Source organism: Gluconobacter sp. P1C6_b (assembly GCF_018811945.1).
Taxonomy (GTDB): Bacteria; Pseudomonadota; Alphaproteobacteria; order Acetobacterales; family Acetobacteraceae; genus Gluconobacter.
Genome location: NZ_JACRVU010000002.1, coordinates 75,836 through 100,952 on the forward strand (window position 1 = coordinate 75,836; position 25,117 = coordinate 100,952).

At 60.9% G+C, this 25,117-nt stretch carries 22 protein-coding genes and 1 tRNA gene; 16 read left to right on the forward strand and 7 right to left on the reverse strand.

What is annotated here, in order from left to right:
- The 4 genes from KP701_RS02145 to KP701_RS02160 all read left to right on the forward strand — a co-directional run bounded on the left by KP701_RS02145 (position 1) and on the right by KP701_RS02160 (position 2,360).
- Entirely contained in the window at positions 1-975 is a 975-nt protein-coding gene (locus KP701_RS02145) for a beta-ketoacyl-ACP synthase III (RefSeq protein ID WP_215745525.1), read from the forward strand.
- Positions 976-1,049: 74 nt separating this feature from the next.
- The gene (locus KP701_RS02150; RefSeq protein ID WP_215745526.1) at positions 1,050-1,376 is read left to right on the forward strand and encodes an integration host factor subunit alpha; all 327 of its coding nucleotides are present in this window, start codon (positions 1,050-1,052) and stop codon (positions 1,374-1,376) included.
- The gene (locus KP701_RS02155) at positions 1,366-2,223 is read left to right on the forward strand and encodes a MerR family transcriptional regulator (RefSeq protein ID WP_252345343.1); all 858 of its coding nucleotides are present in this window, start codon (positions 1,366-1,368) and stop codon (positions 2,221-2,223) included. Before KP701_RS02150 ends, KP701_RS02155 begins: the two co-directional genes overlap by 11 nt.
- A 60-nt stretch (positions 2,224-2,283) precedes the next feature.
- Positions 2,284-2,360, forward strand: a tRNA-Pro gene (locus tag KP701_RS02160).
- Between the two features lie 23 nt (positions 2,361-2,383).
- On the opposite strand, the gene KP701_RS02165 is transcribed toward KP701_RS02160, so the two are convergent.
- The 3 genes from KP701_RS02165 to KP701_RS02175 all read right to left on the reverse strand — a co-directional run bounded on the left by KP701_RS02165 (position 2,384) and on the right by KP701_RS02175 (position 4,916).
- Entirely contained in the window at positions 2,384-3,508 is a 1,125-nt protein-coding gene (locus tag KP701_RS02165) for an AI-2E family transporter (RefSeq protein ID WP_215745528.1), read from the reverse strand.
- Positions 3,509-3,630: 122 nt separating this feature from the next.
- Entirely contained in the window at positions 3,631-4,077 is a 447-nt protein-coding gene (locus KP701_RS02170; RefSeq protein ID WP_215745529.1) for a DUF3574 domain-containing protein, read from the reverse strand.
- A complete protein-coding gene (locus KP701_RS02175) occupies positions 4,074-4,916 on the reverse strand; it encodes an NUDIX domain-containing protein (protein ID WP_371818870.1) in 843 nt (280 codons plus the stop codon). Before KP701_RS02175 ends, KP701_RS02170 begins: the two co-directional genes overlap by 4 nt.
- Positions 4,917-5,038: 122 nt before the next feature.
- On the opposite strand from KP701_RS02175, the gene KP701_RS02180 reads away from it, so the two are divergent.
- The 4 genes from KP701_RS02180 (at position 5,039) to KP701_RS02195 (ending at position 9,749) form a co-directional block, all read left to right on the forward strand.
- Positions 5,039-6,820 carry an ABC transporter ATP-binding protein/permease gene (locus KP701_RS02180; RefSeq protein WP_252345344.1) on the forward strand — a complete coding sequence of 594 codons (1,782 nt, stop codon included), beginning with the start codon at positions 5,039-5,041 and terminating at the stop codon, positions 6,818-6,820.
- Between the two features lie 71 nt (positions 6,821-6,891).
- Positions 6,892-7,194, forward strand: a complete 303-nt coding sequence (gene rpmB / locus KP701_RS02185) for a 50S ribosomal protein L28 (RefSeq protein WP_041110511.1) — start codon at positions 6,892-6,894, stop codon at positions 7,192-7,194.
- A 169-nt stretch (positions 7,195-7,363) separates the two neighbouring features.
- Entirely contained in the window at positions 7,364-9,466 is a 2,103-nt protein-coding gene (gene fusA, locus KP701_RS02190) for an elongation factor G (protein ID WP_215745531.1), read from the forward strand.
- Positions 9,467-9,548: 82 nt separating this feature from the next.
- The gene (locus KP701_RS02195; RefSeq protein WP_215745532.1) at positions 9,549-9,749 is read left to right on the forward strand and encodes a hypothetical protein; all 201 of its coding nucleotides are present in this window, start codon (positions 9,549-9,551) and stop codon (positions 9,747-9,749) included.
- Between the two features lie 58 nt (positions 9,750-9,807).
- Here KP701_RS02195 and KP701_RS02200 read toward each other — a convergent pair whose 3' ends face one another.
- Both KP701_RS02200 and KP701_RS02205 read right to left on the reverse strand, forming a co-directional pair.
- Positions 9,808-11,391, reverse strand: a complete 1,584-nt coding sequence (locus tag KP701_RS02200; RefSeq protein ID WP_041110507.1) for a S10 family peptidase — start codon at positions 11,389-11,391, stop codon at positions 9,808-9,810.
- An 89-nt stretch (positions 11,392-11,480) separates the two neighbouring features.
- Positions 11,481-14,258: a phosphoenolpyruvate carboxylase gene (locus KP701_RS02205; protein WP_215745533.1), complete on the reverse strand. Its 2,778-nt coding sequence runs from the start codon at positions 14,256-14,258 to the stop codon at positions 11,481-11,483.
- A gap of 193 nt (positions 14,259-14,451) precedes the next feature.
- Between KP701_RS02205 and KP701_RS02210 the strand changes: the two genes are divergently transcribed.
- The 8 genes from KP701_RS02210 (at position 14,452) to KP701_RS02245 (ending at position 21,714) form a co-directional block, all read left to right on the forward strand.
- Positions 14,452-15,675, forward strand: coding sequence for a DUF445 domain-containing protein (locus KP701_RS02210; protein WP_225197903.1), 1,224 nt, complete (start codon positions 14,452-14,454; stop codon positions 15,673-15,675).
- A gap of 121 nt (positions 15,676-15,796) precedes the next feature.
- Positions 15,797-16,279, forward strand: coding sequence for an SUF system Fe-S cluster assembly regulator (locus KP701_RS02215; RefSeq protein WP_215745535.1), 483 nt, complete (start codon positions 15,797-15,799; stop codon positions 16,277-16,279).
- A 12-nt stretch (positions 16,280-16,291) separates the two neighbouring features.
- Positions 16,292-17,773 (forward strand): Fe-S cluster assembly protein SufB, encoded by a 1,482-nt coding sequence (gene sufB, locus KP701_RS02220; RefSeq protein ID WP_011251697.1) that lies wholly within the window; start codon positions 16,292-16,294, stop codon positions 17,771-17,773.
- A 1-nt stretch (position 17,774) separates the two neighbouring features.
- Positions 17,775-18,545, forward strand: a complete 771-nt coding sequence (gene sufC / locus KP701_RS02225; RefSeq protein ID WP_062510140.1) for a Fe-S cluster assembly ATPase SufC — start codon at positions 17,775-17,777, stop codon at positions 18,543-18,545.
- 14 nt (positions 18,546-18,559) lie between these two features.
- Positions 18,560-19,738 (forward strand): Fe-S cluster assembly protein SufD, encoded by a 1,179-nt coding sequence (gene sufD, locus KP701_RS02230; RefSeq protein ID WP_215745536.1) that lies wholly within the window; start codon positions 18,560-18,562, stop codon positions 19,736-19,738.
- Complete coding sequence (locus tag KP701_RS02235; protein ID WP_305798392.1) at positions 19,735-20,976, forward strand: cysteine desulfurase; 1,242 nt, start codon at positions 19,735-19,737, stop codon at positions 20,974-20,976. Before sufD ends, KP701_RS02235 begins: the two co-directional genes overlap by 4 nt.
- Positions 20,973-21,341, forward strand: a complete 369-nt coding sequence (locus tag KP701_RS02240) for an SUF system Fe-S cluster assembly protein (protein WP_215745537.1) — start codon at positions 20,973-20,975, stop codon at positions 21,339-21,341. Before KP701_RS02235 ends, KP701_RS02240 begins: the two co-directional genes overlap by 4 nt.
- A 16-nt stretch (positions 21,342-21,357) precedes the next feature.
- Positions 21,358-21,714, forward strand: coding sequence for an iron-sulfur cluster assembly accessory protein (locus KP701_RS02245; protein ID WP_215745538.1), 357 nt, complete (start codon positions 21,358-21,360; stop codon positions 21,712-21,714).
- Here KP701_RS02245 and KP701_RS02250 read toward each other — a convergent pair.
- Positions 21,659-23,002, reverse strand: coding sequence for a class I SAM-dependent RNA methyltransferase (locus KP701_RS02250; protein WP_215745671.1), 1,344 nt, complete (start codon positions 23,000-23,002; stop codon positions 21,659-21,661). The two genes, KP701_RS02245 and KP701_RS02250, sit on opposite strands and share 56 nt — an antisense overlap.
- The gene (locus tag KP701_RS02255) at positions 22,977-25,106 is read right to left on the reverse strand and encodes a DEAD/DEAH box helicase (protein ID WP_371818879.1); all 2,130 of its coding nucleotides are present in this window, start codon (positions 25,104-25,106) and stop codon (positions 22,977-22,979) included. Before KP701_RS02255 ends, KP701_RS02250 begins: the two co-directional genes overlap by 26 nt.
- Positions 25,107-25,117: the final 11 nt, after the last annotated feature.

A 25,117-nucleotide genomic window follows, 5' to 3' on the forward strand; every position in this document is an offset into this window, starting at 1 on the left:
ATGTCCGATCCCATTCGTGTCCGCCTGACGGGTGTCGGGGGCTATCTTCCGCGTGACGTCGTAACCAACGACGACCTTGCCCGGAAATTCGGTATCGAGACTTCGGACGAATGGATCAGAACCCGGACCGGCATCGGCCAGAGGCATATCGCCTCCGGTGAAGAGACGACGTCCAGCATGGCGGCCGAGGCGGCGCGTCAGGCGCTGGAATATGCTGGCGTGGATGCGTCGCAAGTCGATGCCGTTCTGGTCGCCACGGCAACGCCGGATCAGGTCTTTCCGGCCGTGGCCGTGCAGGTGCAGGCGCGTCTTGGCATGACTGCAGGGTTTGGCTTTGACATCAGTGCGGCCTGCTCGGGGTTTGTCTATGCCCTCGCGACGGCAACGGCCCTGATGCAGTCCGGACAGGCCAAAAAGGTCCTGGTGATCGGCAGCGAAGTCTTCTCGCGTCTGCTGGACTGGACTGACCGCGCCACCTGCGTCCTGTTTGGCGATGGTGCGGGTGCGGTTCTTCTGGAAACCGGGGCCGGGGAAGACGAGGGCGTTCTGTCCACGCATCTGCATTCGGACGGCCGCACCGGCGATATTCTGTATGTGGACGGTGCGGCGGGCTGTCCGTCCACATCGCAGCATCTGCGGATGCAGGGGCGCGAGGTTTTCCGTCATGCCGTCGTCAAGCTTTCGCAGGCTGTCGATGAGGCCCTCGAGGCCAACGGTCTGACCGGGCAGGATATCCAGTGGATGGTCCCCCATCAGGCGAATCTGCGCATCATTGACGGGATGGCCAAGAAGCTGGCGCTTCCGGCGGACCGGGTGGTCGTGACCGTGGATCGTCATGCCAACACGTCTGCGGCGTCGATTCCGCTTGCTCTTAACGAAGCCGTTCGGGACGGACGGGTCAGGAAGGGCGACCTGGTGCTGATGGAAGCGCTGGGTGGCGGTCTGACCTGGGGATCCGCCCTCATCCGGATGTAAGCCTGTGCCCTGACAACGGGCAGGTTAATGATTGATTCCTTTGACTGTTCTGAACGTCATGATACGCAAGTGACATGAGCACAGTCACGCGCGCGAATCTTGTCGAGCATCTCTATAGTCGTGTCGGTCTTTCCCGGCATGACTCCTCCATGATTCTTGAAAGCCTGCTGGGTGTGATCTCAGATCGCCTTGAAGCAGGCGAATCCGTGAAACTGAGCGGATTCGGAACATTCTCTGTCCGTCAGAAGGGCGAGCGTATCGGCCGCAATCCCAAGACGGGTGTGGAAGTTCCCATCCTGCCGCGGGCCGTGCTGGTGTTCAGACCTTCCCAACTGCTGAGGGACCGCATGAACGGTTCCGAGAATGGCGCAGCGGACGAGGCTTCCTCCCATGACAGATAATTCCACATCCCAGGCCGTCATGGTGTCGCCGAACGATGATTTTGCTTCCGCTCCAGAGAAGGTCAGGAAGGCGCCTGAGGCGTACCGCACCATCAGCGAAGTCGCCGAAGAGCTGCATATTCCCCAGCACCGTCTGCGGTCCTGGGAAACCATCTATCCGGGCGTAAAGCCTTTCCGCGGGGAAAGTGGTCGCCGCTATTACAGTCCCGAGCATATCGAGACGCTACGGCTGATTTCGGATCTGCTTTATGTGCAGGGCTACAAGGGGCAGGGGGTTCTGCGGGTTCTGAGAGAGCGCCGTGCCGAGAAGGCGCGTGCGGCCCAGAAGGCTGTTCCGGAGACTGCGCCTGAAACGGTTCCGGAGGTTTCGGCAGTATCTGCGGAAGCGGTTCATGTTCCGCTCGTCATGGTTGAGGCGACTGAAGAAAATCCTGCACCTGTTGTGGACGCAACGCCGGTGACCGAACCTGTTGAGAATGAAGACAGGCCGGTGACGCTGACAGAAGCGAGCGTCGATGACATCGTTTTTCCGGAAGTTCCCGCTGCGGCCCATGAGGTCGTTGTGACTGAAACGGTTGACAGCACGGCGGAAAATGAGAGCCCCGAAGCCGAAGCCGAAGCCGAAGCCGAAGCCGAAGCCGAAGCCGAAGCCGAAGCCGAAGCCGAAGCCGAAGCCGAAGCCGAAGCCGAAGCGCCCGATTCTGCTCTGCTCGTGACCCTGCGTGATGAAAACGAACTTCTTTTCAATACGCTGGAAAAGACCGAGGCTGAAAACAGCCTGCTGCGTTCGGAACTGCGCGAAATTCTCGAAGAGCTTCGCAATTTGCGAAATCTTCTGCCCGTCTAGTCATAATGCCCCATTGCGGTGACGGCGGGACACTGCTAAACCACCGCCACCGCAGGACGACGGGCAGTAGCGCAGCCTGGTAGCGCACCAGTCTGGGGGACTGGGGGTCGTGGGTTCGAATCCCGCCTGCCCGACCAGTCCTGCGGTAATTTCCCTTTCTTTAAGATCCTTTGTCTTCTGCATAGACGCCCTTGCGTGGATTGACTTCCGTCCAGAGCGTCCACAGCAGATGCAGCGCGGCCATGATGGCCGGTCCAAGGAACAGGCCCAGCAGACCCCAGGTCTCGGCCCCTCCCAGAATTCCCAGCAGGACCCACAGGAACGGCATTTTCGTGCTGCCCCCGATCAGGGCAGGGCGGATGAAGTGGTCTGCGATGAAGATCACGACCGACCCGATGGCCAAGACGACGATCGCACCGATCATGCTGCTCTTTGCCAGCAGCAGCAGGGCCACCAGTCCGACGGTCGGCCAGGCCAGGAACGGGATCATTGCGGCCACGGCCGTCACCATCGCAAACAGCAGGGGCTGGGGCGCACCCGTTGCCATGTAGACGATGCCCATGATCGCCCCTTCGCCCAGACCCACCAGAACAAGTCCTGCCAGCGTGCCGTGCACGGACGAGATCATCTGCTTGGCCAGGCTCTCACCCTGTTCGCCGAACAGGCGCTGCGATCCGAGCAGGCATTTACGGATGACACTGTCTCCATCCTTGAGCAGGAAGAACAGCGTCAGAAGCGAGAATGCGAACAGCGTGCCGCGGCGTGCAAGCTGTGATCCGACCTGTTTGGTCATCTGCATGCCATGCCCCACATCCACCGAATGAAGCAGATGGGACAGGCGCTGCGGACTCGTCATGTGGTTCTGCCACCAGTTGGTAGCCTGAGCGGACAGGAACGGCAGATGCGGGACCCATTCCGGCATCGGGATGCCGTTGTTCCGCACGTCATCAATCCATTCCAGCGCACTTCGCGCCTCATCCGCGACCTTCACGCCGACCAGCGAGACGGGCACCAGGAAGATCAGCGCCACCGCCAGCGTGAAGACCATCGGCAGCCAGTCGCTGCGGCCGAAGCGCAGTTCGGCCCTGCGGTAAAGGGGCCAGATCGAAATGGCGAACACGCAGCCCCACAGCAGCGCAGGCAGGAAGCCCTTGAGCGTGTACAGGCCGATTGCCACGAAGAAAAGCGCCAGAAAGCCCCGCGCGCGCCGCTGGATCGTTCCGGTCGAGGCGGAGGCTTCGACCGTGATGGTGTCGGGAGAAGGAGGCGGAGAAAAATCGGTCATGAGAATTCCGGAATGAAAATATGTCTGAACTGTCGTCCTGTGCAGAGAGACCTGCTCTGACGAGAGAAGTCCGGATGACGAAAGATGCAGGAACCTGAGTAACACTGTTCCGCATCATGGAACTATTCCACGGGCACGTTTTCGAATGAAGAGCAGCCGGACTGGATGGCCAGTCCAACGGCCTGCTGACTGAAACGTTTCTGATACGCCTGACGAATGGCTTTCAGGTAAGGCTGCAGGTTGCGATCCGAAGACGGAGCCACGATCCAGACGATTCGCGATGCTTCGCGGATGATCCGGTGGCCTGCTGCATCATACCACTGTCCCTGCGCGTCAATCACGGTGAAACCTGCGGGAAAGCGCGGCGTGATTTCGCTGTCCACGAAATTCTGCCAGTCATCGCCATCGATGATGCTGCCATCGGGGCGTGTCAGGCCAAACATCAGCCTGATCTGCACGCCGTCGCGGGTCTGGATTTCGCGGCACAGATTGGGGGTGACGCTGACGGGCACGATACATCCGCCGAGCAGCGGGGCTGTCAGGGTCAGCAGAAGCAGCGTTTTCTTCACGCAGTCCGACCCGTCAGGGCATTTCGCAGGATCGCGGCTTCAGCGGGAGCGAACAGGTCGCGGCGAATGAACAGGTCGATCAGGACAAGATTGACGTTGAACTTGAACGCATCGGTGTCCCGCACCAGCGCGACGACTTCCTGAATTGGCAGAAGGTGAAAGCTCTCCACCTCGCCATCCTCCGCTATTGGCGTGAAATCCTGCGGAAGGAGCAGGTCATAGCAGTGCAGCACGTCGCGTCGCAGCCCTTCGGGGCGCTCAAGTGCGTATTCGATCCGGCTGACGGCGCGGGCGGTTGCCGCCAGTTCCGCCGGGATTCCCGCTTCTTCCTGCGCTTCCTTGATGACCGTTGTCTGCGGATCGAGGCCTGCGCTCATGCCGCCTGCGACCAGATGGTCCAGCTTTCCCGGATCCAGACGCTTGCTCATGCTGCGGCGGGCCACCCACAGGAAAAGTCCGTCCTCACGTTCGACCAGTCCGTTCAGATGTACGCCCTCGGCGGCCAGGCCCAGAACCGGTATGGCGCCGCGATCCACCTGGCCCAGAACGACGCCGCTGTCGTTGCGGACATCGAAGGCTTCCTCATGGGACGTGTAGAGCCCCATGTCGCACAGGGTCCGGGAGAGCGGCAGAAGCTCCGTGCCGGCGTTTACTCCGAAACCCTGGTCCTTCTGAAGGCGGAGTGTTTGAAGCGTCTGTGCGGTTGTGGGGCTGGCCCAGCCGATCTGTTCTGTTCCGCAGAAAAATGGAAGGCGGCCACCTGGCAGGACTGCGCTGTTGCAGGCTGCAATATGCCGAAGAAAGGCTTCGAGGGCAGGGGGGAAGGATTTGTCAGACACAGCCCGATATGTCGCATGCAGACAGGCATTTGCAAAGCGTCGCCTGCACTTCCCATAGTCTGCCGATGCTCAAGAAAACCGATTCGACATCTGAAGCACTCTCTCTGCGGGTGCTGTGGCCCATGATCCGGCCCGAAAAACTCTGGCCCGACGCAACCCGCATCGGTTTTGCACTCATCATTCTTCTGGTGGAAAGCGGCACGGCTGTCGCCACACCCTGGCTCTTCAGCCGCATGGTCAGCAGTCTGTCACGTCCCGAGACCCTGCTGGCTGTTCCGGTCTGGCTGATTGCCCAGTATGCGGTCATCCGGATCATTTCGGGGCTGGCGACCCCGCTGCGGGAGCTTCTGGTCAAGCCTGTCGAAACGGACCTGCAGCGCCGGGTGGCTGTTCTTGGTCTGCGCCACCTGCATGATCTGAGTGTGCGTTTCCATCTGGACCGCCAGACCGGTTCCCTGACGCGTACGCTTGATCGGGGGGCGGATGCGGTCGGAACGCTGCTGTCTCTGGCGCTGTTCAATGTGTTGCCTAACGTCATCGAACTCATCATGACGCTGACCGTCATTCTGAAGATCTTCGACTGGCGTTACGTCGGGCTGCTTCTGCTGGCGCTCGGGCTGTATTCTTCTGTGTCTTATGTCTTTACCCGCCTGCGAATGACGGCGAGACGGGCCCGAAACCGTGCCAGCAACGAGGCCCAGCACCAGCTTGTGGACAGTATCCTGAACTTCGAGACGGTTCGGAGTTTCGCCAACGAACCGCATGAAATTGCCCGTTACGATGCGGCTCGAAAGGACCTCCGGCAGGCTGAAATCAGCCTGCAGCGTTATGTCAGTCTTTCCCAGATCAGCCGCGGCATTCTGATCGCGGTCACGACGACGACCCTGCTGGCCATGGCGGCTCATGATATCGTGGCGCACCGGCTGGCGGTTGCGCAGTTCGTGTTGATCGGCAGTTATCTGAGCGGGTTGTATTCGTCGGTGGGCGCCCTGAACTATGTGAGCGCAGGCTGGCGCAACGCGCGGGTTGATCTGGAGAACTATCTCGAACTGCTTGCCGTGCGTTCCGAGATCACCCATGCCGTCCAGCCGGTCCGTCTGCCGGGAAAGCTGTCGGAAGCGGGGGCGGCGTCAGTCGCGTTCCGGCATGTTTCCTTTGGCTATAGTCCTGCGCGACAGATCCTGCATGACGTTTCCATCAATATTCCCGCAGGGACGTCTCTGGCGATTGTCGGGCATACCGGGTCAGGCAAATCCACCCTGGGGCGTCTGCTGACCCGGGCCTATGACCCGACTGAAGGTTCGGTCTGCATTGACGGTCATGATCTGCGCGATATTGCGCCGACTGACATCCAGAACATCATCGGTACGGTTCCGCAGGATACGGTGCTTTTCAATTCCAGCATCGGCGAAAACATTGCTTATGGGGATCTGTCAGCGTCTCGTGAGGAGATCGAGAAGGCGGCCCGGAGTGCGCAGATCGATACTTTCATCCGTGAACTTCCCGATGGGTATGACACTGTTGTCGGGGAGCGTGGGCTCAAGCTTTCCGGTGGGGAGAAGCAGCGTGTGGCCATTGCGCGCGTCATCCTCAAAGACCCGCGCATCCTCCTGCTGGACGAGGCTACGAGTGCGCTTGATACCCGCACCGAAGTCGCCATCCAGAAGGAGCTGGCCGTCCTGTCGCAGGCGCGCACGACGGTCATTGTGGCGCATCGTCTTTCCACGGTTCAGGACGCCGATCGCATCGTGGTGCTTGACGCGGGGCGCGTGGTGGAGCAGGGAAGCCACACGGAACTGCTGTCCGCAGGTGGCCATTATGCCGCAATGTGGGCCGCACAGGCCGGTGAAAACGTCGCTGGACAGCTCTCGGGGGTTGACGAAGCCCCCAAGCATACGTCATAAGCCGCGCCTGATTTACGGAACACGCCGGACCTCGCTGTCCTGCGTCATCCAGCATCGAGGAAAGTACCACCATGTCTCGCCGTTGCCAGATCACGGGCAAGGGCGTGCTGACGGGCAACAACGTCAGCCACGCCAATAACAAGTCCCGCCGTCGTTTTCTCCCGAACCTGCAGGAGACCACGCTGATCTCCGATATTCTCGGTGCTTCGGTGCGCATGCGCCTGTCCACCAATGGTATCCGCACGGTCGAGCACAACGGTGGGCTGGATTCGTTCCTGCTGGGTACGCCGAACCGCAAGCTTCCGACGGAAGCCCAGGTCATCAAGCGCCGTATCCTGCGCGTTCAGGAACGCAAGGCTGCCCAGACCGCCTGAGAAATCTTTGCCGGACTTTGTTTGGTAACAAGATTGCTCTTGAAAACCATGGCGGTCTGCGTCATTCAGCCGCCACTGGGATAAATCAGGTTCGGTCCTTTTACAGGGCCGCAGCGGAGGTGTTTCGGTTCAGGCTGAAACACCTTTCATTGTATTTTGGAGGTTCTCCGTGTCCGAAAGCGTTCAGGAAGCCAAGTCGGCTCTCTCGAAGATTCGCAACATCGGTATTACCGCGCATATCGATGCCGGTAAGACCACGACGACCGAGCGTATCCTGTATTACACGGGTGTCTCTCACAAGATCGGTGAGGTCCACGAAGGCAACACCACCACCGACTACATGGCGCAGGAGCGTGAGCGTGGCATCACGATCACCTCAGCAGCCGTGACGTGTGAGTGGAACGACCACCGTATCAACATCATCGACACCCCGGGCCACATCGACTTCAACATCGAAGTCAACCGTTCGCTCCGCGTGCTCGATGGCGCGATCTTCGTGATCGAAGGCGTGGCTGGTGTGCAGCCGCAGTCCGAAACGAACTGGCGCCTCGCTGACCGTTACAACGTTCCGCGCATCATCTTCATCAACAAGCTCGACCGTACCGGTGCGGACTTCTACTATGCCTTCAGCACGCTGAAGGAGAAGCTCGACATCGTCGCAGTGCCGCTGCAGCTCCCGATCGGCGCCGAAGAAAACTTCGTCGGTGTGGTCGATCTGGTCGAGATGCGCGCCATCGTGTGGGAAGGCGGCGAACTCGGCGCCAAGTTCCACTACGAAGAGATCCCCGATGATCTGAAGGAAAAGGCTGCCGAAGCCCGCCAGACGCTGCTCGACACGGCTCTCGCCATGGACGACGCTGCCATGGAAGAGTACTTCGAGAAGGGTGACGTGGACGTCGCAACCCTGAAGAAGTGCATCAAGAAGGGTGCGATCTCCGGCGAATTCCGTCCTGTCATGTGCGGTACGGCCTTCAAGAACAAGGGCGTGCAGCCCCTGCTCGACGCTGTCATCGACTACCTGCCGGCTCCTGACGAAGTCGAAGGCATCCGCATCGCTCCGCCGGAAGGCGAAGAGGTTGACGAGGACTTCCTGCCGATCGTTCCGGTCGATCCGGACGGCAAGTTCGCTGGCCTCGCGTTCAAAATCATCTCCGACAAGTACGGCACGCTGACCTTCGTCCGCGTCTATCGTGGCGTCCTGAACTCCGGTGACACCATCCTGAACACGACGAAGGGTCACAAGGAACGCGTTGGCCGCATGTTCCAGATGCACGCCGACAAGCGTCAGGAAGTGAAGTCCGTCGGTGCCGGTGACATCGCCGCATTCGTGGGCCTCAAGGACACCGTCACGGGTGACACGCTTGCCGATGCTGCCGATCCGGTGGTTCTGGAGCGCATGCAGTTCCCGATCCCGGTCATCGACATCTCCGTCGAGCCGAAGACCAAGGACGCTGTCGAGAAGATGACGCTGGCCCTGCAGAAGCTGACGGCTGAAGATCCGTCCCTGCACCTCAAAACCGATCAGGAAACGGGTCAGACCATCCTGTCCGGCATGGGCGAGCTTCACCTGGACATCATCGTTGACCGTCTGCGTCGTGAATACGGCGTTGATGCCAACATCGGTGCACCGCAGGTGGCCTATCGTGAGACGATCACGAAGCCGCATGTCGAGACCTATACCCACAAGAAGCAGTCTGGTGGTTCGGGTCAGTTCGCTGAAGTCAAGATCGAGTTCGCTCCTTCCGAGAAGCCGGACGAGATCATCTTCGAGAACAAGGTCGTCGGTGGTACGGTTCCCAAGGAATACATCCCGGCTGTCGAAAAGGGTATCCGCATGCAGAGCACCACGGGTGTTCTCGCCGGCTTCCCGACCGTGGACTTCAAGTTCACGCTGCTCGACGGTAAGTATCATGACGTTGACTCGTCGGCTCTGGCCTTCGAAATCGCCGCCAAGGCCTGCTTCCGTGAAGGCATGAAGAACGCCGGTCCGGTGATCCTCGAGCCGATCATGGACGTGGAAATCACCACGCCGAACGATCATGTCGGTGACGTCGTGGGCGATCTCAACCGTCGCCGCGGCATCATTCAGAATCAGGAAACCGCTGGTTCGACCGTCATGATCCGTGCACAGGTGCCGCTGAAGGAAATGTTCGGCTACATCTCGCACCTGCGTTCTGCAACGAAGGGTCGTGCATCCTTCACGATGCAGTTCCATCATTACGATCCGGTGCCGCGTAACGTGGCTGAAGAAATCATCGCGAAGTCCGCCTGATTTCTTCACTCCGGTGATGCATCAGACCCCGCCAGAGCAATCTGGCGGGGTTTTTTGTGTTCTTCTTTCAAGGAAAGAGCCGATGTCCCAGCCTGAACCCCGGAGATCCTTCATTGCCATTCTGCCGGTGAACGATCTCGCGCAGGCAGAGCAGTTTTTCGCGCTCCTCGGCTTCTCGTCTCGTGACGGGAGCTTGGCCGAATACAGGCTTTTGGAAACGGCGGAAGGCGAGGAACTCCATCTGACGCAGGCTGTTCCCGGCTGGCCTGCCCGTAAAAGCTGAGCACAAAAAAGGCGGCGAAAGGTTGCCCCTTCGCCGCCTTGTCCGGTCCCGTCAGAGATCAGTGCAGATTGTCTGTCCGACGGATGAAGGCTGCGACGTTGTCATGAAGCTGCTGCAGGGTCGCCGGGTCCACATAGACCATGTGGCCTGACGTGTACTGCGCATATTCGATGTTCTTTTGCAGGCTGTTCGGCATCGGCAGATGCTTCATCTCGTACACGCCTTCAAAGTAAGGCGTTGCGAGATCGTAGTAGCCGGCATTGAGCATGACATGCAGGTTCGGATTGGTCTTCATCGCCATGGCCAGATCCGTCATGACGTTCGGCTCGCCCTTGGGCTGGTAGCCGTGGCCGGGCTGGCGGTGGTGGCTGTCCCAGTGGCCCTGGCTGTTATAGAGGCGATAATCCTCGTCCGTGCCGTATTTGAGCGTGTTGCGGACGTAGTCGTTGAAGACCGTGACATAGGCCGAGCTGATGGCGCTGGACTGCGGATCGTAATCTACTTCCTGGCTCATCGGATCGATCGTCGGGCTTGAATAGCGGGTATCCAGACGGCCCGTCGCCATGCCGGTCTTCGCCTGAAGCTGTTGATCGAATTCGCCGCCATTGACGCGCAGATCCGCCCGCAGGATGTAGTCGACCGGCAGGCCGGTGTAGTCATGCAGCTTCGCGGCAATCGCCTGACGCTGGTCTTCTGGCAGATCCGCACCCTGACGCAGGGCCAGCGTGTAGTCGGTCATCGCGAAATGCTCGACCTCATGCAGGAAGGCCTTCAGGTCCGGATGTTCGGCTGGCAGGCAGTGATGATACCAGGCCGTGGCGGCATAGGTGGGCAGGGCCAGCACATACGGATCGTCCATGCCGGCATTGAACTGCGGGCTGTCATCGCTGTTGTCGTAGTTCAGGATCTGCGACAGCAGAATCACGCCGTTGAAGTCGATGTTCTCGTCCTGCTCAAGGTCGTTGATGACCACGGCCGAGCGCATCGTGCCATAGCTCTCGCCGAACAGGTATTTGGGCGAGTTGTAGCGGTGATACTTGGCCAGGAACTTCGAGATGAAGTGGGTGAAGGCTTCACCGTCCCCATCGACGCCAAGGAACTCCTTGTCAGCGTCCTTGCCGGCAATCCGCGAGAAACCCGTGCCTGGCGCGTCGATGAAGACGACGTCCGAGACGTCCAGCAGGGACTGCGGGTTGTTGATGAGCGCATACGGAGCGGCCGGCAGATGGGTGTCACCGGGCGTGTTCACGCGGCGCGGGCCGAAGGTGCCCATGTGTACCCAGACAGAGGCCGAACCCGGGCCGCCGTTATAGAGAAAGGTGATCGGGCGCTTTTCGGCGGGAACACCTTCCTTGAAATAGGCGGTGTAGAACATGGAGGCGACGGGCGCGTTCTTGCTGTCGTCATCCTTGCCGCCATCAAGCTTGGTGCCACGCTTGGCCAGGATATCGCCGGAATCGTTGTAGTCGGCGCCATGAACCAGAATGGTGCCTGCAACTGCCCGGTAGGGGATGGTCGCGCCATTGACCGTTACGGTTCCGTTCGTCACGCTGTCAGCATTGGGCGCCGGTGTGGCAGGACCTGCCGCCAGAGCAGGCACAGCCATCATGGCTGCACCCAGAAGAAGGGCCTTGCGAAGCATGCAGAGGAACTTTCCGTTGGATGTTATGACGCGAGCTTTCTAACCGCAGGCGGCCGCCCTGGACAAGAGTTGCGGCCGCGGATCATTCCTCAGCCGAAAGCCCGGTTGGCGTGCATGATCGCCACGCCGATCTCACGCAGCAGCGCAAAGCAGCGTGACAGCGGCGCGAAGATTTCCTCATGCTCCCGCGCGAAACCGGCGGCTTCAGCGGCGTCACCCGGCTCCCCGAAGTCGAGATTGGCAACGCTGGGAGCGGTGACCGGGAACAGATCTTCCAGCAGATGCAGCGCGCGCGGCACATCCAGGCAAAGGATCAGGTTCGTGATCGCTTCGCGTGTCAGGCTGTTGCGCGGCCCGAAATAGGGGATACGGGTTGAAAGCGCCCACAGCCGGTCGATGAGGGCGAAACGGATGGCATGAAGCAGCTTTTCGCGGGCGTCCATGCGGGGCGCATCCGGCCAGGCTGCACGCAGGGCGATGTGATCCGCCTGGATGCGCCGGAACATGGCCGGGCCACTGGCCCAGAAGCGCAGCAGTTCCAGACCGTGCGAAATGCACAGCAGGCTCTGACGTTCTTCATCACTCCGGGCTTTCGCTGCACGGTCCAGCCAGGTTCCGGGATCGAGCTGGTGGATCGTCGTGCGCAGCACGTCCAGATCCGAGTGGGCCAGGGCCTGACGGGCGAAATCCATGGCTTCGCGGAAGCGCGAGGATTCCGTGGCGAACTGCTCGAACGTTTCGGGATGGCGCTGCGCCGCATTGCCAAGGCCATGCAGCACATTCGCCCACCAGCCCAACTGCTGGAGAATGGCGTTGTTGGGAATGGCGCGGAGCTGTCCCGGATGCGTGATGCGTGTGACTGTCGCCGCGTCTGACTGACGCGCGGAAGGGCGGGACCCCGTCTTGTCGATCAGGGCCGGACCGAATGCGCTCAGCAGTGCCGCATAGCCCGGATCGTCGACCAGTGCGCCCATGTCAAGCGCGATGGTGGAGAAGAAATCCGATGCGAAGTCAGGCCGCGTATAAACCGGATCTTTCGTGTCCAGCGGGATATCGGCCACATGTTCTGCCAGCGTGGCGATGGTGGAGGCCGCAAGGGCCTTCGTGCCGAACAGCGTGTAGCCGTCTCCGCCCTGGAATGCGGTTTCGACCCGGCAGCCGATCCCGGCCTCACGCATGGCAAGGCGTGTGCGGGCAGGGGAAAAATAATCCAGACGCTGGCGCAGGCTGAACGGATGCGCGCCCCGTCCGATGCTTTCGCCATGCGTGTCGAACAGCGTCAGGGACACGTCCTCAAGGTCGTGCTCTGCCAGCAGGGAAAGGGTTCGCATCCGCAGGCGTTCGACCAGATTGGTGGCGGCGAGCTGTCCGACATAACGACCCGAATCGGAATATCCGAACTGAAGCGACAGGCGGCCGTTCGCCCGCAGGTAATCGCGCCAGTGGCTGGAGCGGAAAGCCTCTTCCAGAATGGTCTCGCCGTTTTCAAGCGCGCTTTCCGTCTCGAACAGCGGCGAGATTTCGATCTGGTGGTCCTTGATCCCGAACAGGCGTGCCAGCCAGAGCGTTGCGAGCAGCGTATAGCCGCTTTCGGTCTCGGCAATGAGAAAGCGGATGGGCGAGCCGGAATCGATGTGCTTGAGGATCTGCGCCATCGTCATCATCAGCCGGGCGGCTGATGCGGGCTCTACCAGCAGGGCTCCGAAATCCACGGCGCGGGGTTTCAGGTCCGAAAGGGCCTCATCGATCCTGGCCAGCAGAACGCGCCGACGCGAGGGCAGGGCGGGATCATCGGTCAGGCCAAGGCGGGTGCGGGCCACGTTGTAGATCTGTGCGGCATTCAGCCTGGTATGGATCCGGGCGATCCCGAGACCGTGGTTCATGAAACCGGCACGGATGGTCCGCAGGTGCAGTCTGGCTTCATCATCCAGCCCGACCGCCGCGTCCTGGAACAGTGGCAGAAGCTCGGAGGCGTCGAGGAGTGCCTTGTCCCGGCAGGCAATCAGCGTTTGGGCAAAATCCTTGATGATTTCCGGAGCCGCGTCCTTGCCGGTCGGGCAGGCGGCGTGCTGCGTCTTTACGGCCTCGATCGCCCGGCGGGCGCGCATGGCCAGCGCACTGTCCTGCAGGCCCAGCCGCTCCAGACCGTCCGTGAGGCGATGAAGCTGGGAAGATTTCAGCTCAAGCCGGATCCGCAGCGTGTCCCACCAGCCGATGTCGTTGCGTCCATCGGTATCGAACCCGACCCAGCTTGCAAGGATGACGGGCGAGGGATCGACCTGACCGGCCTCGCCGGACCAGCGCTGGGACATTTCCTGCAGCAGTGCTTCGGTCAGATCGTCGAGCGCATCGCGTCCCCGCAGGATGGCTGCCAGAGCCAGCGCCTGTTCCTGCGCCAGTGTCGGAGGGGCCGGACGGCGATGCGTCTTCAGGCACGGGACCGGCAGCTCCGGGTTTTCGGCACGCTGCGTCAGGATGTCATAGACGTCGTCCGCCAGTGCGAAGGTCGGATGGGCGGTAAAGACGGCGGCAATCTGCGGCACCGTCAGGGAGACGGCATCCGGGGCCTGATCGACAAGGCGCTTCGCCACGGCTTCGAGGCGGTCCTGTGGAACGGCGGTGTCGAGCCCGACATAGGATCGCAGATGCGCGGCCCGTTCCACGAAATGCTCGTCACGCAGGGCGCGGACGACATTCTCGATCTCGTCCAGCTGCGTCCTGCTCTCGCTCCGGTCGTCGTCCGACAGGCCCTGTCCAATGGATGCAATCAGGTCTGCAAGGCCATCGCGCTCATGGAGAAGCCGTAACGTCATTGCGTCAATACGGTCATGGAGGGACGGATCGAGCCGGGAGGCGCAGTCAGACATCGGGAGCAGTCTCGCTTCTGCGGAAAAATGGGACGAAGGCGGGGCGCAATACTTTTCATGCCCTGTCATCAAGCGCAACCTTGCTCTGGACGCGACAGCACGGCAGGATGATGCTATCGGTGCGCTCATGCACGCGGACACGACCTCACCCGTTTCCCGGAAATCCAGCCCCACAGGTTTCTCGCCCAGGTTCATGGCCGGCGGCCTGCTCGTCGGCATGGGTATTCTCGCTGCGGGAACGACACTTGCGGCCGCCCGTCATATCGGGGACGGTAGTCTTGCCTTCAGCCTGCTGCGCGCAGGCTCGCGGGCAGGCGTGGTTGGTGGTCTTGCCGACTGGTTCGCGGTTACGGCCCTGTTCCGCCATCCGCTGGGGCTGCCTATTCCCCACACGGCCATTCTGCCGCGGCAGAAAGAACGTCTCGGGCAGGCGCTGGGACGCTTCATTTCCGGTCAGTTCTTCACTGAGGATGATGTCCGCCGCGCCCTGTCGAAAATCGACCTCTCCGGCCTGATTGCCGACATGCTGAACGATCCGGCGAACCGCCAGACGCTCGTTACCAGCATGCGTTCTGCCATTCCGCTGATGTTTGATCGGATGGAAGACGGACGCGCCAAGACCGCCATTTCGCGCGCGCTTCCGGTTCTGCTGAATGGTGAGGAAATGGCTCCCCTCGTTTCGCGTGGCATGCGGGCCATGGTGGATAGCGAGATGCATCAGGAGGTCCTGTCCTTTCTGCTGGAGCGCATCAAGACGACCGTGACCTCACGTGAGTCCGATCTGCGTCATTTCGTGGAAGAGCGCGTGCGCGAGCAGGGGGGGCGTTTTCTGGGCTGGGCCATTGGGGGATCCGTCGCCAGCCGCGTCCTTATGGCTCTGCACGCCGAATTTGAGCGGGTCGATCCGATGGACTCGGAACTGCGGCACGGGTTCACCACCTGGGTCCGGGGCGAGATCGACCGCATCGAAAACGATCCTGCCCGTCGCAAGGACATGGCGGATACGATTACGTCCGTCCTGACCCATACCAGTCTCAAGGGATGGAGTTCGGAGCTGTGGGACCGTCTGCGGCGCATGGTCGAGGAAGACAGCGGGCGCGAGGACGGCTGGAGCGCCACTGTCATCGATGCGGCTATTGTTCAGCTTGCAAGTGCCCTGCGTTCCAATGAATCCCTGCGGCTGAAGGTCAATCAGGCTGTCGAAAGTACCGTCCAGCGGATCCTGCCCGGCCTGCGTGAAAAGCTTTCGGGGTTTATCGCGGCCGTCATGGCCGGCTGGGATGGAAACGATCTGGCGGCCCGGCTGGAGTCGCGGGTAGGCCGCGATCTGGCCTATATCCGCATAAATGGCACTGTTGTCGGTTTTCTTGCCGGAGCGGCGCTCGACGGCGTTTCCCGACTGTTTTTTGGTGTGTAACATTCCATGTCCGGAGACCGGGGGGATACAGAAGTCTTGACCTTTGCGCGGGATTGGGTCATTTGGAACAAATCAGGACTTAGCAAGTCTTGAATTAGAACAAGATGTGAGTGTGCAAGCGATGCTGAGGCTGTCCAAACTGGCCGATTACGCCACTGTCCTTCTGGTCCATCTCGGTCGTCACGAAGGACTGGCAACAGCAGCAGCCCTTGCGGTGGAAACCGGCGTCCCCGAACCGACCGTCGCCAAGCTTCTCAAGGGGCTGGCCTCCAGTGGCTTGGTCCTGTCCCATCGTGGCGCCCGAGGCGGATACCGTCTTTCCAGCGCACTTGAAACCGTGACAGTCGCAACCGTTATTGCTGCTGTGGATGGTCCGATCGCCATCACGGCCTGCTGTGACGGACGCGAGTGCGAGCACAGTTCGCTGTGCGGCCTGTCCGGACAGTGGGATGTCGTGAATGACGCCATTCTCAGAACGCTCAACAGCATCACACTGGCAGATATGGGCCGTCACGCGGAGCGCCTGCCAAGGCGCAGCCCCGCGTCTGCACCTGTCGCCCCCGCCGGAGCGGAGACTTCTTCCGTGACCGACGCGGTCAGTTAAGGACAACACACCATGCCAGCCGTGACGGAAACCCGCGAGACAGTCGAAAAGCTCGCGAAATCCAGCTACGAATGGGGTTTCGAGACCGATATCGAGATGGATATCGCGCCCAAGGGCCTCAATGAGGAGACGGTGCGCCTGATCTCCGAGCGCAAGGGTGAGCCGCAGTGGATGCTGGACTGGCGCCTGAAGGCCTTTCGCGCGTGGCTGGAAATGGAAGAGCCGACCTGGGCCCATATCCATCATCCGCCGATCGACTATCAGGACGCGCATTATTTCGCGCAGCCCAAGAAGAAGCCTGGCCCCAAGAGCCTCGACGAAGTCGATCCCGAGTTGCTCAAGACGTACGCCAAGCTGGGTATTCCCCTGCATGAGCAGGCTTTGCTTGCTGGGGTCGAAGGTGCGGAGGAGCGTCTGCCTGTTGCTGTGGATGCCGTTTTTGACAGCGTGTCCGTTGCGACGACCTTCCGCAAGACGCTTGCCGAAGCCGGGGTGATCTTCTGCCCGATCTCCGACGCGATCCGTGAGCACCCCGAACTGGTCCAGAAATATCTGGGCACGGTGGTTCCGGTAGCAGACAATTTCTTTGCGGCCCTGAACTCCGCCGTCTTCACGGACGGCTCGTTCGTCTACATTCCCGAGGGTGTCCGTTGCCCGATGGAGCTGTCCACCTATTTCCGCATCAATGCGCGCAATACGGGACAGTTCGAGCGTACGCTCATCATCGCGGAAGACCGTGCCACCGTCTCCTATCTGGAAGGCTGCACGGCGCCGCAGCGTGACGAAAACCAGCTTCATGCGGCCGTGGTCGAGCTTGTCGCGATGGAAGATGCCTCGATCAAGTATTCCACCGTCCAGAACTGGTATCCGGGTGATGATGAAGGCCGTGGCGGCATCTATAATTTCGTCACCAAGCGTGGCATCTGCCGTGGCGCGCGCTCCAAGATTTCATGGACGCAGGTCGAGACCGGGTCTGCCATTACCTGGAAGTATCCGTCCTGTGTGCTCGCCGGTGAGGGATCGGTTGGCGAGTTCTATTCGGTTGCAGTGACCAATAATCACCAGCAGGCCGATACGGGCACGAAGATGATCCATCTGGCGCCGAACACGCGCTCGACGATCATTGCCAAGACCATTTCCGCCGGGCATTCCGACAGCACCTATCGCGGTCTGGTCCGCATGCAGCCTAAGGCGCGTAACGCACGCAATTTCACGCAGTGCGACAGCCTTCTGATCGGCGATCAGTGCGGCGCGCATACGGTGCCCTATATCGAAAGCCGCAACATGACGGCGCGCGTGGAGCATGAAGCGACCACGTCAAAAATCTCCGAAGACCAGCTTTTCTACTGCCGTTCGCGCGGCCTGTCGGAAGAAGATGCAGTCGGTCTGATCGTCAATGGTTTCTGCCGCGAGGTGCTCAAGGAGCTCCCGATGGAATTCGCGGTCGAGGCGCAGAAGCTTCTGCAGATCAGCCTCGAAGGAAGTGTGGGTTAATATGAGCGATTTTCTGAAAATTCAGGGGCTTCAGGCCCGCATCGACGCCGACGGCACGCCCAAGGATATCCTCAAGGGCCTCGATCTCGAAGTGCCCAAGGGCGAAATCCATGCCATCATGGGGCCGAACGGTTCGGGTAAATCCACGCTGTCCTACGTGCTGGCCGGTCGTGACGACTACGAAGTTACGGGTGGGTCCGCCACTTTCAAGGGGCAGGACCTGCTGGCGCTCGAACCTGAAGAACGCGCCGCGCTTGGCCTGTTCCTGGCGTTCCAGTCGCCGGTCGAACTGCCGGGTGTGAACAACGCGAACTTCCTGCGCACGGCCGTGAATGCCGTTCGCCGAGCGCGTGGTGAAGCCGAACTGGATGCCGTGGCTTTCCTCAAGGCTGTCCGTGCCGAGACCAAGCACCTGTCCATGTCCGACGACATGCTCAAGCGTGCGGTCAATGTCGGTTTCTCGGGCGGCGAGAAGAAACGCAACGAAGTACTCCAGATGCGTCTGCTCCAGCCATCCTTCGCCATCCTTGACGAGACGGATAGTGGTCTGGACATCGACGCCCTGCGCATCGTGGCCGAAGGCGTGAATTCCCTGCGCAGCCCGGATTTCTCCGCGCTGGTCATCACCCATCACCAGCGCCTGCTCGATTACATCGTGCCGGACCGTGTGCATGTCATGGCGCATGGTCGCATCATCCACAGCGGCGGTCCCGATATCGCCAAGACGCTTGAGAAGCAGGGTTATACCCAGTTCCTCGAGGCGGCAGCGTGAGCGGAGCGCCAACCGTGACGCAGAACGCCGCTCCGGCTCTGGAGGCGTTCGTTGCGCGTGCCGCCGGGCACGGCGCGGCTCTGGCCGAAACGGGGTTGCCGACGCGCCGCGTCGAAGCCTGGCGTTATACGCCGCTGCGTTCGATCGCGGATACGGCGTGGCAGAAGCCTGCACCCCTGACGGCCGAAACCACCACTGCGCTGCTGGACCGTCTGGTTCTGCCAGAAACGGGTGCCCGCGTGGTCTATGGCAATGGCCAGTTTATGGACGCATTGTCGGCTCTTCCGGAAGTAGTGCGGCAGGCTTCGGAAAATGTCTCCCCACTTAAGGGACTGTTTTCCGCGACGCTGAATACGGCGCTTGGCGAAAGAGGCCTCGACGTCCGTGTTCCCGCGGGAACGGATGCCGGTCTGCTGACGCTCGTCAGCCTGTCCGACGGGCAGGACGTTTCGACGCATCTCCAGCACCGCATCGTACTGGAAGACGGTGCCTCCCTGACACTGTACGATATCAGCACAGGTGAAGGGCGTTATATCGCCAATCCGCGCTTTGACATCGTTGTGGGCAAGGGAGCAACCCTGCGTCACGTCAAGGTACAGCGTGAAAGCCTGACCGGCACGCATCTCGCCATTGTCTCGGCCGATGTGGCGGAGAAGGGCGAATATGACAGCTTCACCCTGAACCAGGGCAGCGGTCTCGCGCGTCATGAAGCTGTTGTGACACTGGGCGCACCTCACGCCATGGCGCATGTGAATGGCGTGCAGATCGTCGATGGCCAGCGTCTGAACGACCTGACCTCCATGATCCATCATGCCGCCCCTGATGGCAGCTCGCGCCAGACTGTCAAGACGGTGCTGTCCGACGCTGGACAGGGTGTTTTCCAGGGCAAGATCCTTGTTGATCGCGTGGCCCAGAAAACTGACGGCTATCAGATGAATCAGGCGCTGCTGCTGTCCGAAAAGGCGCAGATCAACAGCAAGCCCGAGCTGGAAATCTATGCCGACGACGTCAAGTGCAGCCACGGCGCCACTGTTGGCGCGCTTGATGACGAGCAGCTCTTCTATCTGCGCTCCCGCGGGATTGCGGAAGCAGATGCGCGGGACATGCTCGTGCGCGCTTTCCTGATTGATGCGCTGGATCTGGTTTCCGATGAAGGTCTGCGTGATCTGCTGCTGCGGAGCATGACGTCATGACCCTCGCTGACAGCCGTACCGGGCTGGATATGCCGGAAATCCGCGCTCATTTCCCGATCCTGAACGAAACCGTTCATGGTCGGCCTCTGGTCTTTCTCGACAGCGCGGCCTCGTCCCAGAAGCCGGATGTTGTGATCGAGGCCATGCGGGATGCGGCGTATCACCAGTATGCCAATATCCATCGTGGTCTGCACTGGATGAGCGAGCGCACGACGGAAGCCTATGAGCGCGCCCGTCATGACGTGGCCCGTCTTCTGAATGCGCCTGATTATCGGGAAATTGTCTTCACCCGTAACAGCACCGAGGCCATCAACCTCGTGGCGCACAGTTTCGGCAGCATGCTGAAGCCGGGGCAGGCAGTCCTGATTTCAGAGCTTGAGCACCACGCCAATATTGTTCCATGGCTTATGCTGCGGGACCGTACCGGCATTGAACTACGTGTCGCTCCCATCAATGATGCCGGCGATATCGATCTGGACGCTTACGAAGCGCTTCTTTCGGATGGCAAAGTGGCGCTTGTTGCCGTCACGCACATGTCCAATGTGCTGGGAACGATCACGCCGGCCCGGAAGCTGACGGAAATCGCCCACGCTTACGGCGCGCGCATTCTGCTGGACGGGTCTCAGTCCGTTGTGCATCGCAAAATCGATGTTCAGGATCTTGGGGCGGATTTCTTCACATTCACCGGTCACAAGCTCTATGGCCCCACGGGGATCGGTGCGCTCTGGGGGAAGATGGAACTGCTGGACATCATGCCGCCATTCATGGGTGGCGGTGACATGATCCAGAACGTTTCGTTCGAGCGTGCCACCTGGGCGCATGTTCCGCACAAGTTCGAGGCCGGTACGCCCGCCATTCTGGAGACGATCGGTCTGGGGGCGGCTGTCCGCTTTGTGGAAGAGATCGGCTATGACGCCATTTCACGTCATGAAGCCGAGCTGACCGCTTATGCGCTGGAAAAGATGCGCGGGATCAACAGTCTGCGCATTCTGGGCGAGCCGGAAGAGCGCGGGGGGGTAATCTCCTTCGTCATGGACGGTGCGCATCCGCATGATCTGGCAACGCTGCTCGATCAGCTTGGAATCGCCATCCGTGCAGGGCAGCATTGTGCCGAACCTCTGGTGCGTCGTCTTGGCGTTCATGCCACTGCACGCGCCAGCTTTGGCATCTACACCACGACTGAAGAGATCGATGCGCTGATCCAAGGCCTTGAACGGGCCCGGATGATGCTCACATGAGTGAAGCCATGACCGATATCACCCCCAGTGAAGACACAGCCACCGCTCCTGCGCCGGGAACAGCGCCCGATCAGGAAGCGGTGATTGCGGCGATTGCGACGGTGTATGACCCGGAGATCCCGGTCAACATCTATGAACTCGGCCTGATCTACGCGATCGATCTGCATGATGATGGCCGCGTGCATATCGAGATGACGCTGACGGCGCCCAATTGTCCCAGTGCGCAGGAACTGCCGGAGATGGTGCGCGATGCTGTTTCCCATGTTCCGGGTGTTACCCAGGCTACGGTGGAAATCGTCTGGGATCCGCCGTGGGATATGAGCCGCATGAGCGACGATGCCCGTCTTGCCCTTAACATGTTCTGATCCGGAAAGAACCATCATGTCCGACGTCGCAACGCGCCGCCCGCTGCCTGCCCTGATGACCCTGTCCGATCAGGCGGCCAAGCGCCTGAAAGCTCTTTACGTAGGTTCCCATCAGGGCCAGCTCCTGCGTATCAGCGTAGGAACGCGTGGGTGCTCGGGACTGTCTTACGAAATGAACTTCGTGACGGCCCCGGAGCCAACTGATGAGCGGGTCGAGGATCAGGGCGTGACCCTGCTGGTGGATCGCAAGGCGACCCTGTTCCTGACCGGCACTGTCATGGATTACGAGGTCAAGGACCTCGAATCCGGGTTCACGTTCAGGAATCCGAACGAGAAAGGTCGCTGCGGCTGCGGCGAGAGTTTTCACGTCTGATCCGCTTCACGTCACGGGACAGCACGACTACAGCCTCGACTTCCGTGGACCACAGGAACTGGTCCACGATCGTCAGGCCGATGACCGAAAAACCTGCGTTCCACAGAGCCTTGCCGTCTTTTTCAAGCGCGGCCGGATTGCAGCTTACATAAACGAGGTCCGGAACGGCTGATTTGGCCAGAGGCATGGTCTGCGCCCCTGCGCCAGCATAAGGCGGATCGAGAACCACGGCCCGAGTCGATTTCAGATCGTGCGGCAGAAGCGGCTGGCGCCCTAGGTCCCGATGAAATCCATCCACGCGGCGTCCGCCGGAGGCAGCCTTCAGGCAGTTCGCGGCCGCCAGATTGCCTTCATAGGCCATGACCCGGCCCTTTTCGGACATCGGAAAGGTCAGGGTGCCACATCCGGCAAACAGTTCAACTGTCACGTCCTTTTTGTTGAGTGACGGCAACCCGTCTACGACAGCGATGACAATGGCCTTCTCGGCGTCAGTGGTCGCCTGAAGAAAGGCAGAAGGGGGCGGGGAGACGATCACACCACCAAAATCTTCCCGGACCGGGCCGGACTGGGCCACAGTCTCGATGCCCAGATCTTTCGGATCCTGCCAGGAGATCCGCGACAGATCATGGTCGCGGGCAAAGGCTGCAAGCTTGATGCGATCGGCACTCGTCAGGGGAGCGGGGGTCTGAAGCGTCAGGTCCGGTCCGCTATCGAGCAGGTTGACCATCAGGCTCCCGCGGCCCGTCAGCGCACCCAGACTTCCAAGAACCTCACGCAGAGGGGCGAGAAGTCCGAAAATCGCAGGATGCAGGACGTGACATTCCGTCATGTCCACGGGATCGCCATTGCGACGATGTAGTCCGATGATCACGCCGCCCGGGACGCGCTGGACAGCAAAATCCATGCGGCGCCGGGTTTTCGGCGTTGTCTGGAACATCCGCGCAGGCGGCAGATCCGTAAAACCTGCTGCCGTGAGGGCCTGTGTGACGCGCTGCGCTTTCCAGTCCAGCAGGGCTGGCAGGGAGAGGTGCTGCAATGCACAGCCGCCGCATTCGCCAAACAGGTCGCAGGGCGGAGTTACGCGGTCGGGTGATGCGTGAACGATGTCAATCAGTTCGGGATGAGCGGGAGCAAGGCGGACCCGGACGTCTTCCCCGGGCAGAGTGCCCGGGATGAAAACGGTCTGGTCATCAAGATGCGCAACGCCGTCGCCTGCCGCACCCAGTCCTTCAATCCGGAGTTCTGCAACTCCGGTCAAGGTATCATTCATTACCGTAATGGCGTCCATCATGCTGAACAGGAGCAGCAGGATCGGTGCTACCGGAAACCGTGACTTTCCTGCGGCGCGGAACCAGCATGAAAGCGGGTGTATCACCACCAAAGCCAGTCTTTGGCCCATCGTTTTCGAAAGCGGGGGCCAGTTCAACCGAACGGTGGCTGACTGGGGCCTCGATTACTGCGACAGAAGCGACGGCAGTAGGAGCAACCTGCTGAACGGTCTCGTTCTCGTCACGATCGCCACGATTGCGCTTACGACCGCCACGACGGCGCTTGCGGAGCCGCTGTTCTCCTTCTTCCGCCACGTCCTGAGGTGCAGGAGTCTCGGCCTCGGCCGGACGGCGTTCACCGTCTTCGGGCGCCCAGTCAACGGTCGTGATGCCTTCAAGAACCGGACGGGCAATTACCTTGCCTGTCAGTGTCTCGATGGCTTCCAGCAATCTGCGATCGCGCGGGGTCGCCAGGCTGAATGCATGGCCTTCGTTACCCGCACGACCGGTCCGTCCGATGCGATGCACATAATCTTCCGCGTTGAACGGCAGATCATAGTTGAAGACATGCGACAGGCCGCCGATATCGATGCCGCGTGCTGCCACATCCGAGCACACCAGGAACTTCAGGTCGCCAGAGCGGAAACGCTCCAGCGTTGAGAAGCGCAGGGACTGGGCCAGATCTCCGTGAAGATGGCCGGCTTCGATACCATGCTTGGTCAGATACTGCTGGATCATGTCCACATCGCGCTTGCGATTGCAGAACACGATGGCGCTCTGGACGTTCTCACGGCGCAGCAGTTTCTTGAGCGTGCGACGCTTCTCGTCCTCCGGCACGATAACCAGGGCTTCCTCGATCGTCGTGGCTACGGAAGACTGACGCGACACCGTGATTTCCACCGGATGTCGGAGGAAAGCATCGGCCAGACGTCGGATTTCCGGTGCCATCGTGGCGGAGAAAAACAGGGTCTGGCGATGGGCGGGCAGCAGTGCCACGATTTTTTCGATATCGGGGATGAAGCCCATGTCCAGCATGCGGTCGGCTTCGTCGATGACGAGTGTGCTGGTCTGCGTAAGCAGCAGGCCGCCACGTCCGAACAGATCAAGCAGACGGCCCGGAGTCGCGATCAGCACATCCACGCCGCGGTTCAGCACATCGCGCTGTTCGGCCATGCTCTCGCCGCCGATCAGCAGCGCGTGGGTCAGACGTAGATACTTGCCGTAGAGCTTGAAGTTCTCGGCAACCTGCAGTGCCAGCTCACGCGTGGGCTCCAGGATCAGCGAGCGCGGCATCCGGGCCCGGGCGCGTGAGCCAGCCAGCTTCTGGAGCATCGGCAGGGTGAAGGATGCCGTCTTTCCGGTTCCGGTCTGGGCGACACCCAGAACGTCATGGCCCTTCAGGACTTCGGGAATGGCTTGGGCCTGAATGGGAGTGGGGTGTTCATAACCCAGCTCCTCAATGGCTCGCATGATCGGCTCGCCCAGCCCTAGATCGGCAAAGCGCGGCCTGTCGGAAACGTCTTCGGCAACCACGACGGTCTCAACGACTGCAGGTGCCTCAATAGTTTCCTCAACGACAGCCGATGTTGCAGCCGCCGCTTTGGTGCGGCGACGACGCGCAGGCTTTTCGCCCTTCGTGGACTCGGCCTGAACGGCAGGGGTTTCTTCAGCAGCGGGTTCAGGAGCTTCCACGACGGGGGTGGAGGCCTTGCGACGGGGCTGACGCGCCTTTTTTTCGACGGGCGCTTCTACCGGGGTCTCTGCGACGGCGACATCCACCTTGCGGGGACGGCCACGACGACGCGGCGCGGCAGGAGCTTCCACGGTTTCTTCCGTTACGACTTCGGCGGCGGCCTGTTCCACAACCGGCGTCTTGCGCGGACGACCTCGGCGTTTGGGGGCTGCTTCAGCCTCTTCCGTCACGGCCTCTGGTGCTTTTGTGGAGCGACGACGACGCGTGGCAGGTGCGGCTGCAGCCGCCTTAGCAAGTTCGGTCACGGCTTCCGGCTCTGTAACAGCCTTCTTTCGGCGTCCTGTCGTTTTCGGAGCAGGAGCTGCGCTTTTAGTCGCGGACTCGGCAGCAGGCGTGGCCGCCTTGCGGGTCCGGCGTGCTGGTGTCTTCACGTCCGCCGTCT

Excerpts from the sequence above, each read along its gene's own strand:
- sufB (WP_011251697.1), top strand. The coding sequence starts at position 16,292 with ATGCCAGCCGTGACGGAAACCCGCGAGACAGTCGAAAAGCTCGCGAAA.
- KP701_RS02155 (WP_252345343.1), top strand. The coding sequence starts at position 1,366 with ATGACAGATAATTCCACATCCCAGGCCGTCATGGTGTCGCCGAACGAT.
- KP701_RS02200 (WP_041110507.1), bottom strand. The coding sequence starts at position 11,391 with ATGCTTCGCAAGGCCCTTCTTCTGGGTGCAGCCATGATGGCTGTGCCT.
- rpmB (WP_041110511.1), top strand. The coding sequence starts at position 6,892 with ATGTCTCGCCGTTGCCAGATCACGGGCAAGGGCGTGCTGACGGGCAAC.
- KP701_RS02165 (WP_215745528.1), bottom strand. The coding sequence starts at position 3,508 with ATGACCGATTTTTCTCCGCCTCCTTCTCCCGACACCATCACGGTCGAA.
- KP701_RS02145 (WP_215745525.1), top strand. The coding sequence starts at position 1 with ATGTCCGATCCCATTCGTGTCCGCCTGACGGGTGTCGGGGGCTATCTT.
- KP701_RS02205 (WP_215745533.1), bottom strand. The coding sequence starts at position 14,258 with ATGTCTGACTGCGCCTCCCGGCTCGATCCGTCCCTCCATGACCGTATT.
- KP701_RS02195 (WP_215745532.1), top strand. The coding sequence starts at position 9,549 with ATGTCCCAGCCTGAACCCCGGAGATCCTTCATTGCCATTCTGCCGGTG.
- KP701_RS02250 (WP_215745671.1), bottom strand. The coding sequence starts at position 23,002 with ATGGACGCCATTACGGTAATGAATGATACCTTGACCGGAGTTGCAGAA.
- KP701_RS02180 (WP_252345344.1), top strand. The coding sequence starts at position 5,039 with ATGATCCGGCCCGAAAAACTCTGGCCCGACGCAACCCGCATCGGTTTT.
- KP701_RS02235 (WP_305798392.1), top strand. The coding sequence starts at position 19,735 with ATGACCCTCGCTGACAGCCGTACCGGGCTGGATATGCCGGAAATCCGC.
- KP701_RS02245 (WP_215745538.1), top strand. The coding sequence starts at position 21,358 with ATGTCCGACGTCGCAACGCGCCGCCCGCTGCCTGCCCTGATGACCCTG.
- sufC (WP_062510140.1), top strand. The coding sequence starts at position 17,775 with ATGAGCGATTTTCTGAAAATTCAGGGGCTTCAGGCCCGCATCGACGCC.
- KP701_RS02210 (WP_225197903.1), top strand. The coding sequence starts at position 14,452 with ATGGCCGGCGGCCTGCTCGTCGGCATGGGTATTCTCGCTGCGGGAACG.
- KP701_RS02150 (WP_215745526.1), top strand. The coding sequence starts at position 1,050 with ATGAGCACAGTCACGCGCGCGAATCTTGTCGAGCATCTCTATAGTCGT.
- KP701_RS02240 (WP_215745537.1), top strand. The coding sequence starts at position 20,973 with ATGAGTGAAGCCATGACCGATATCACCCCCAGTGAAGACACAGCCACC.
- KP701_RS02215 (WP_215745535.1), top strand. The coding sequence starts at position 15,797 with ATGCTGAGGCTGTCCAAACTGGCCGATTACGCCACTGTCCTTCTGGTC.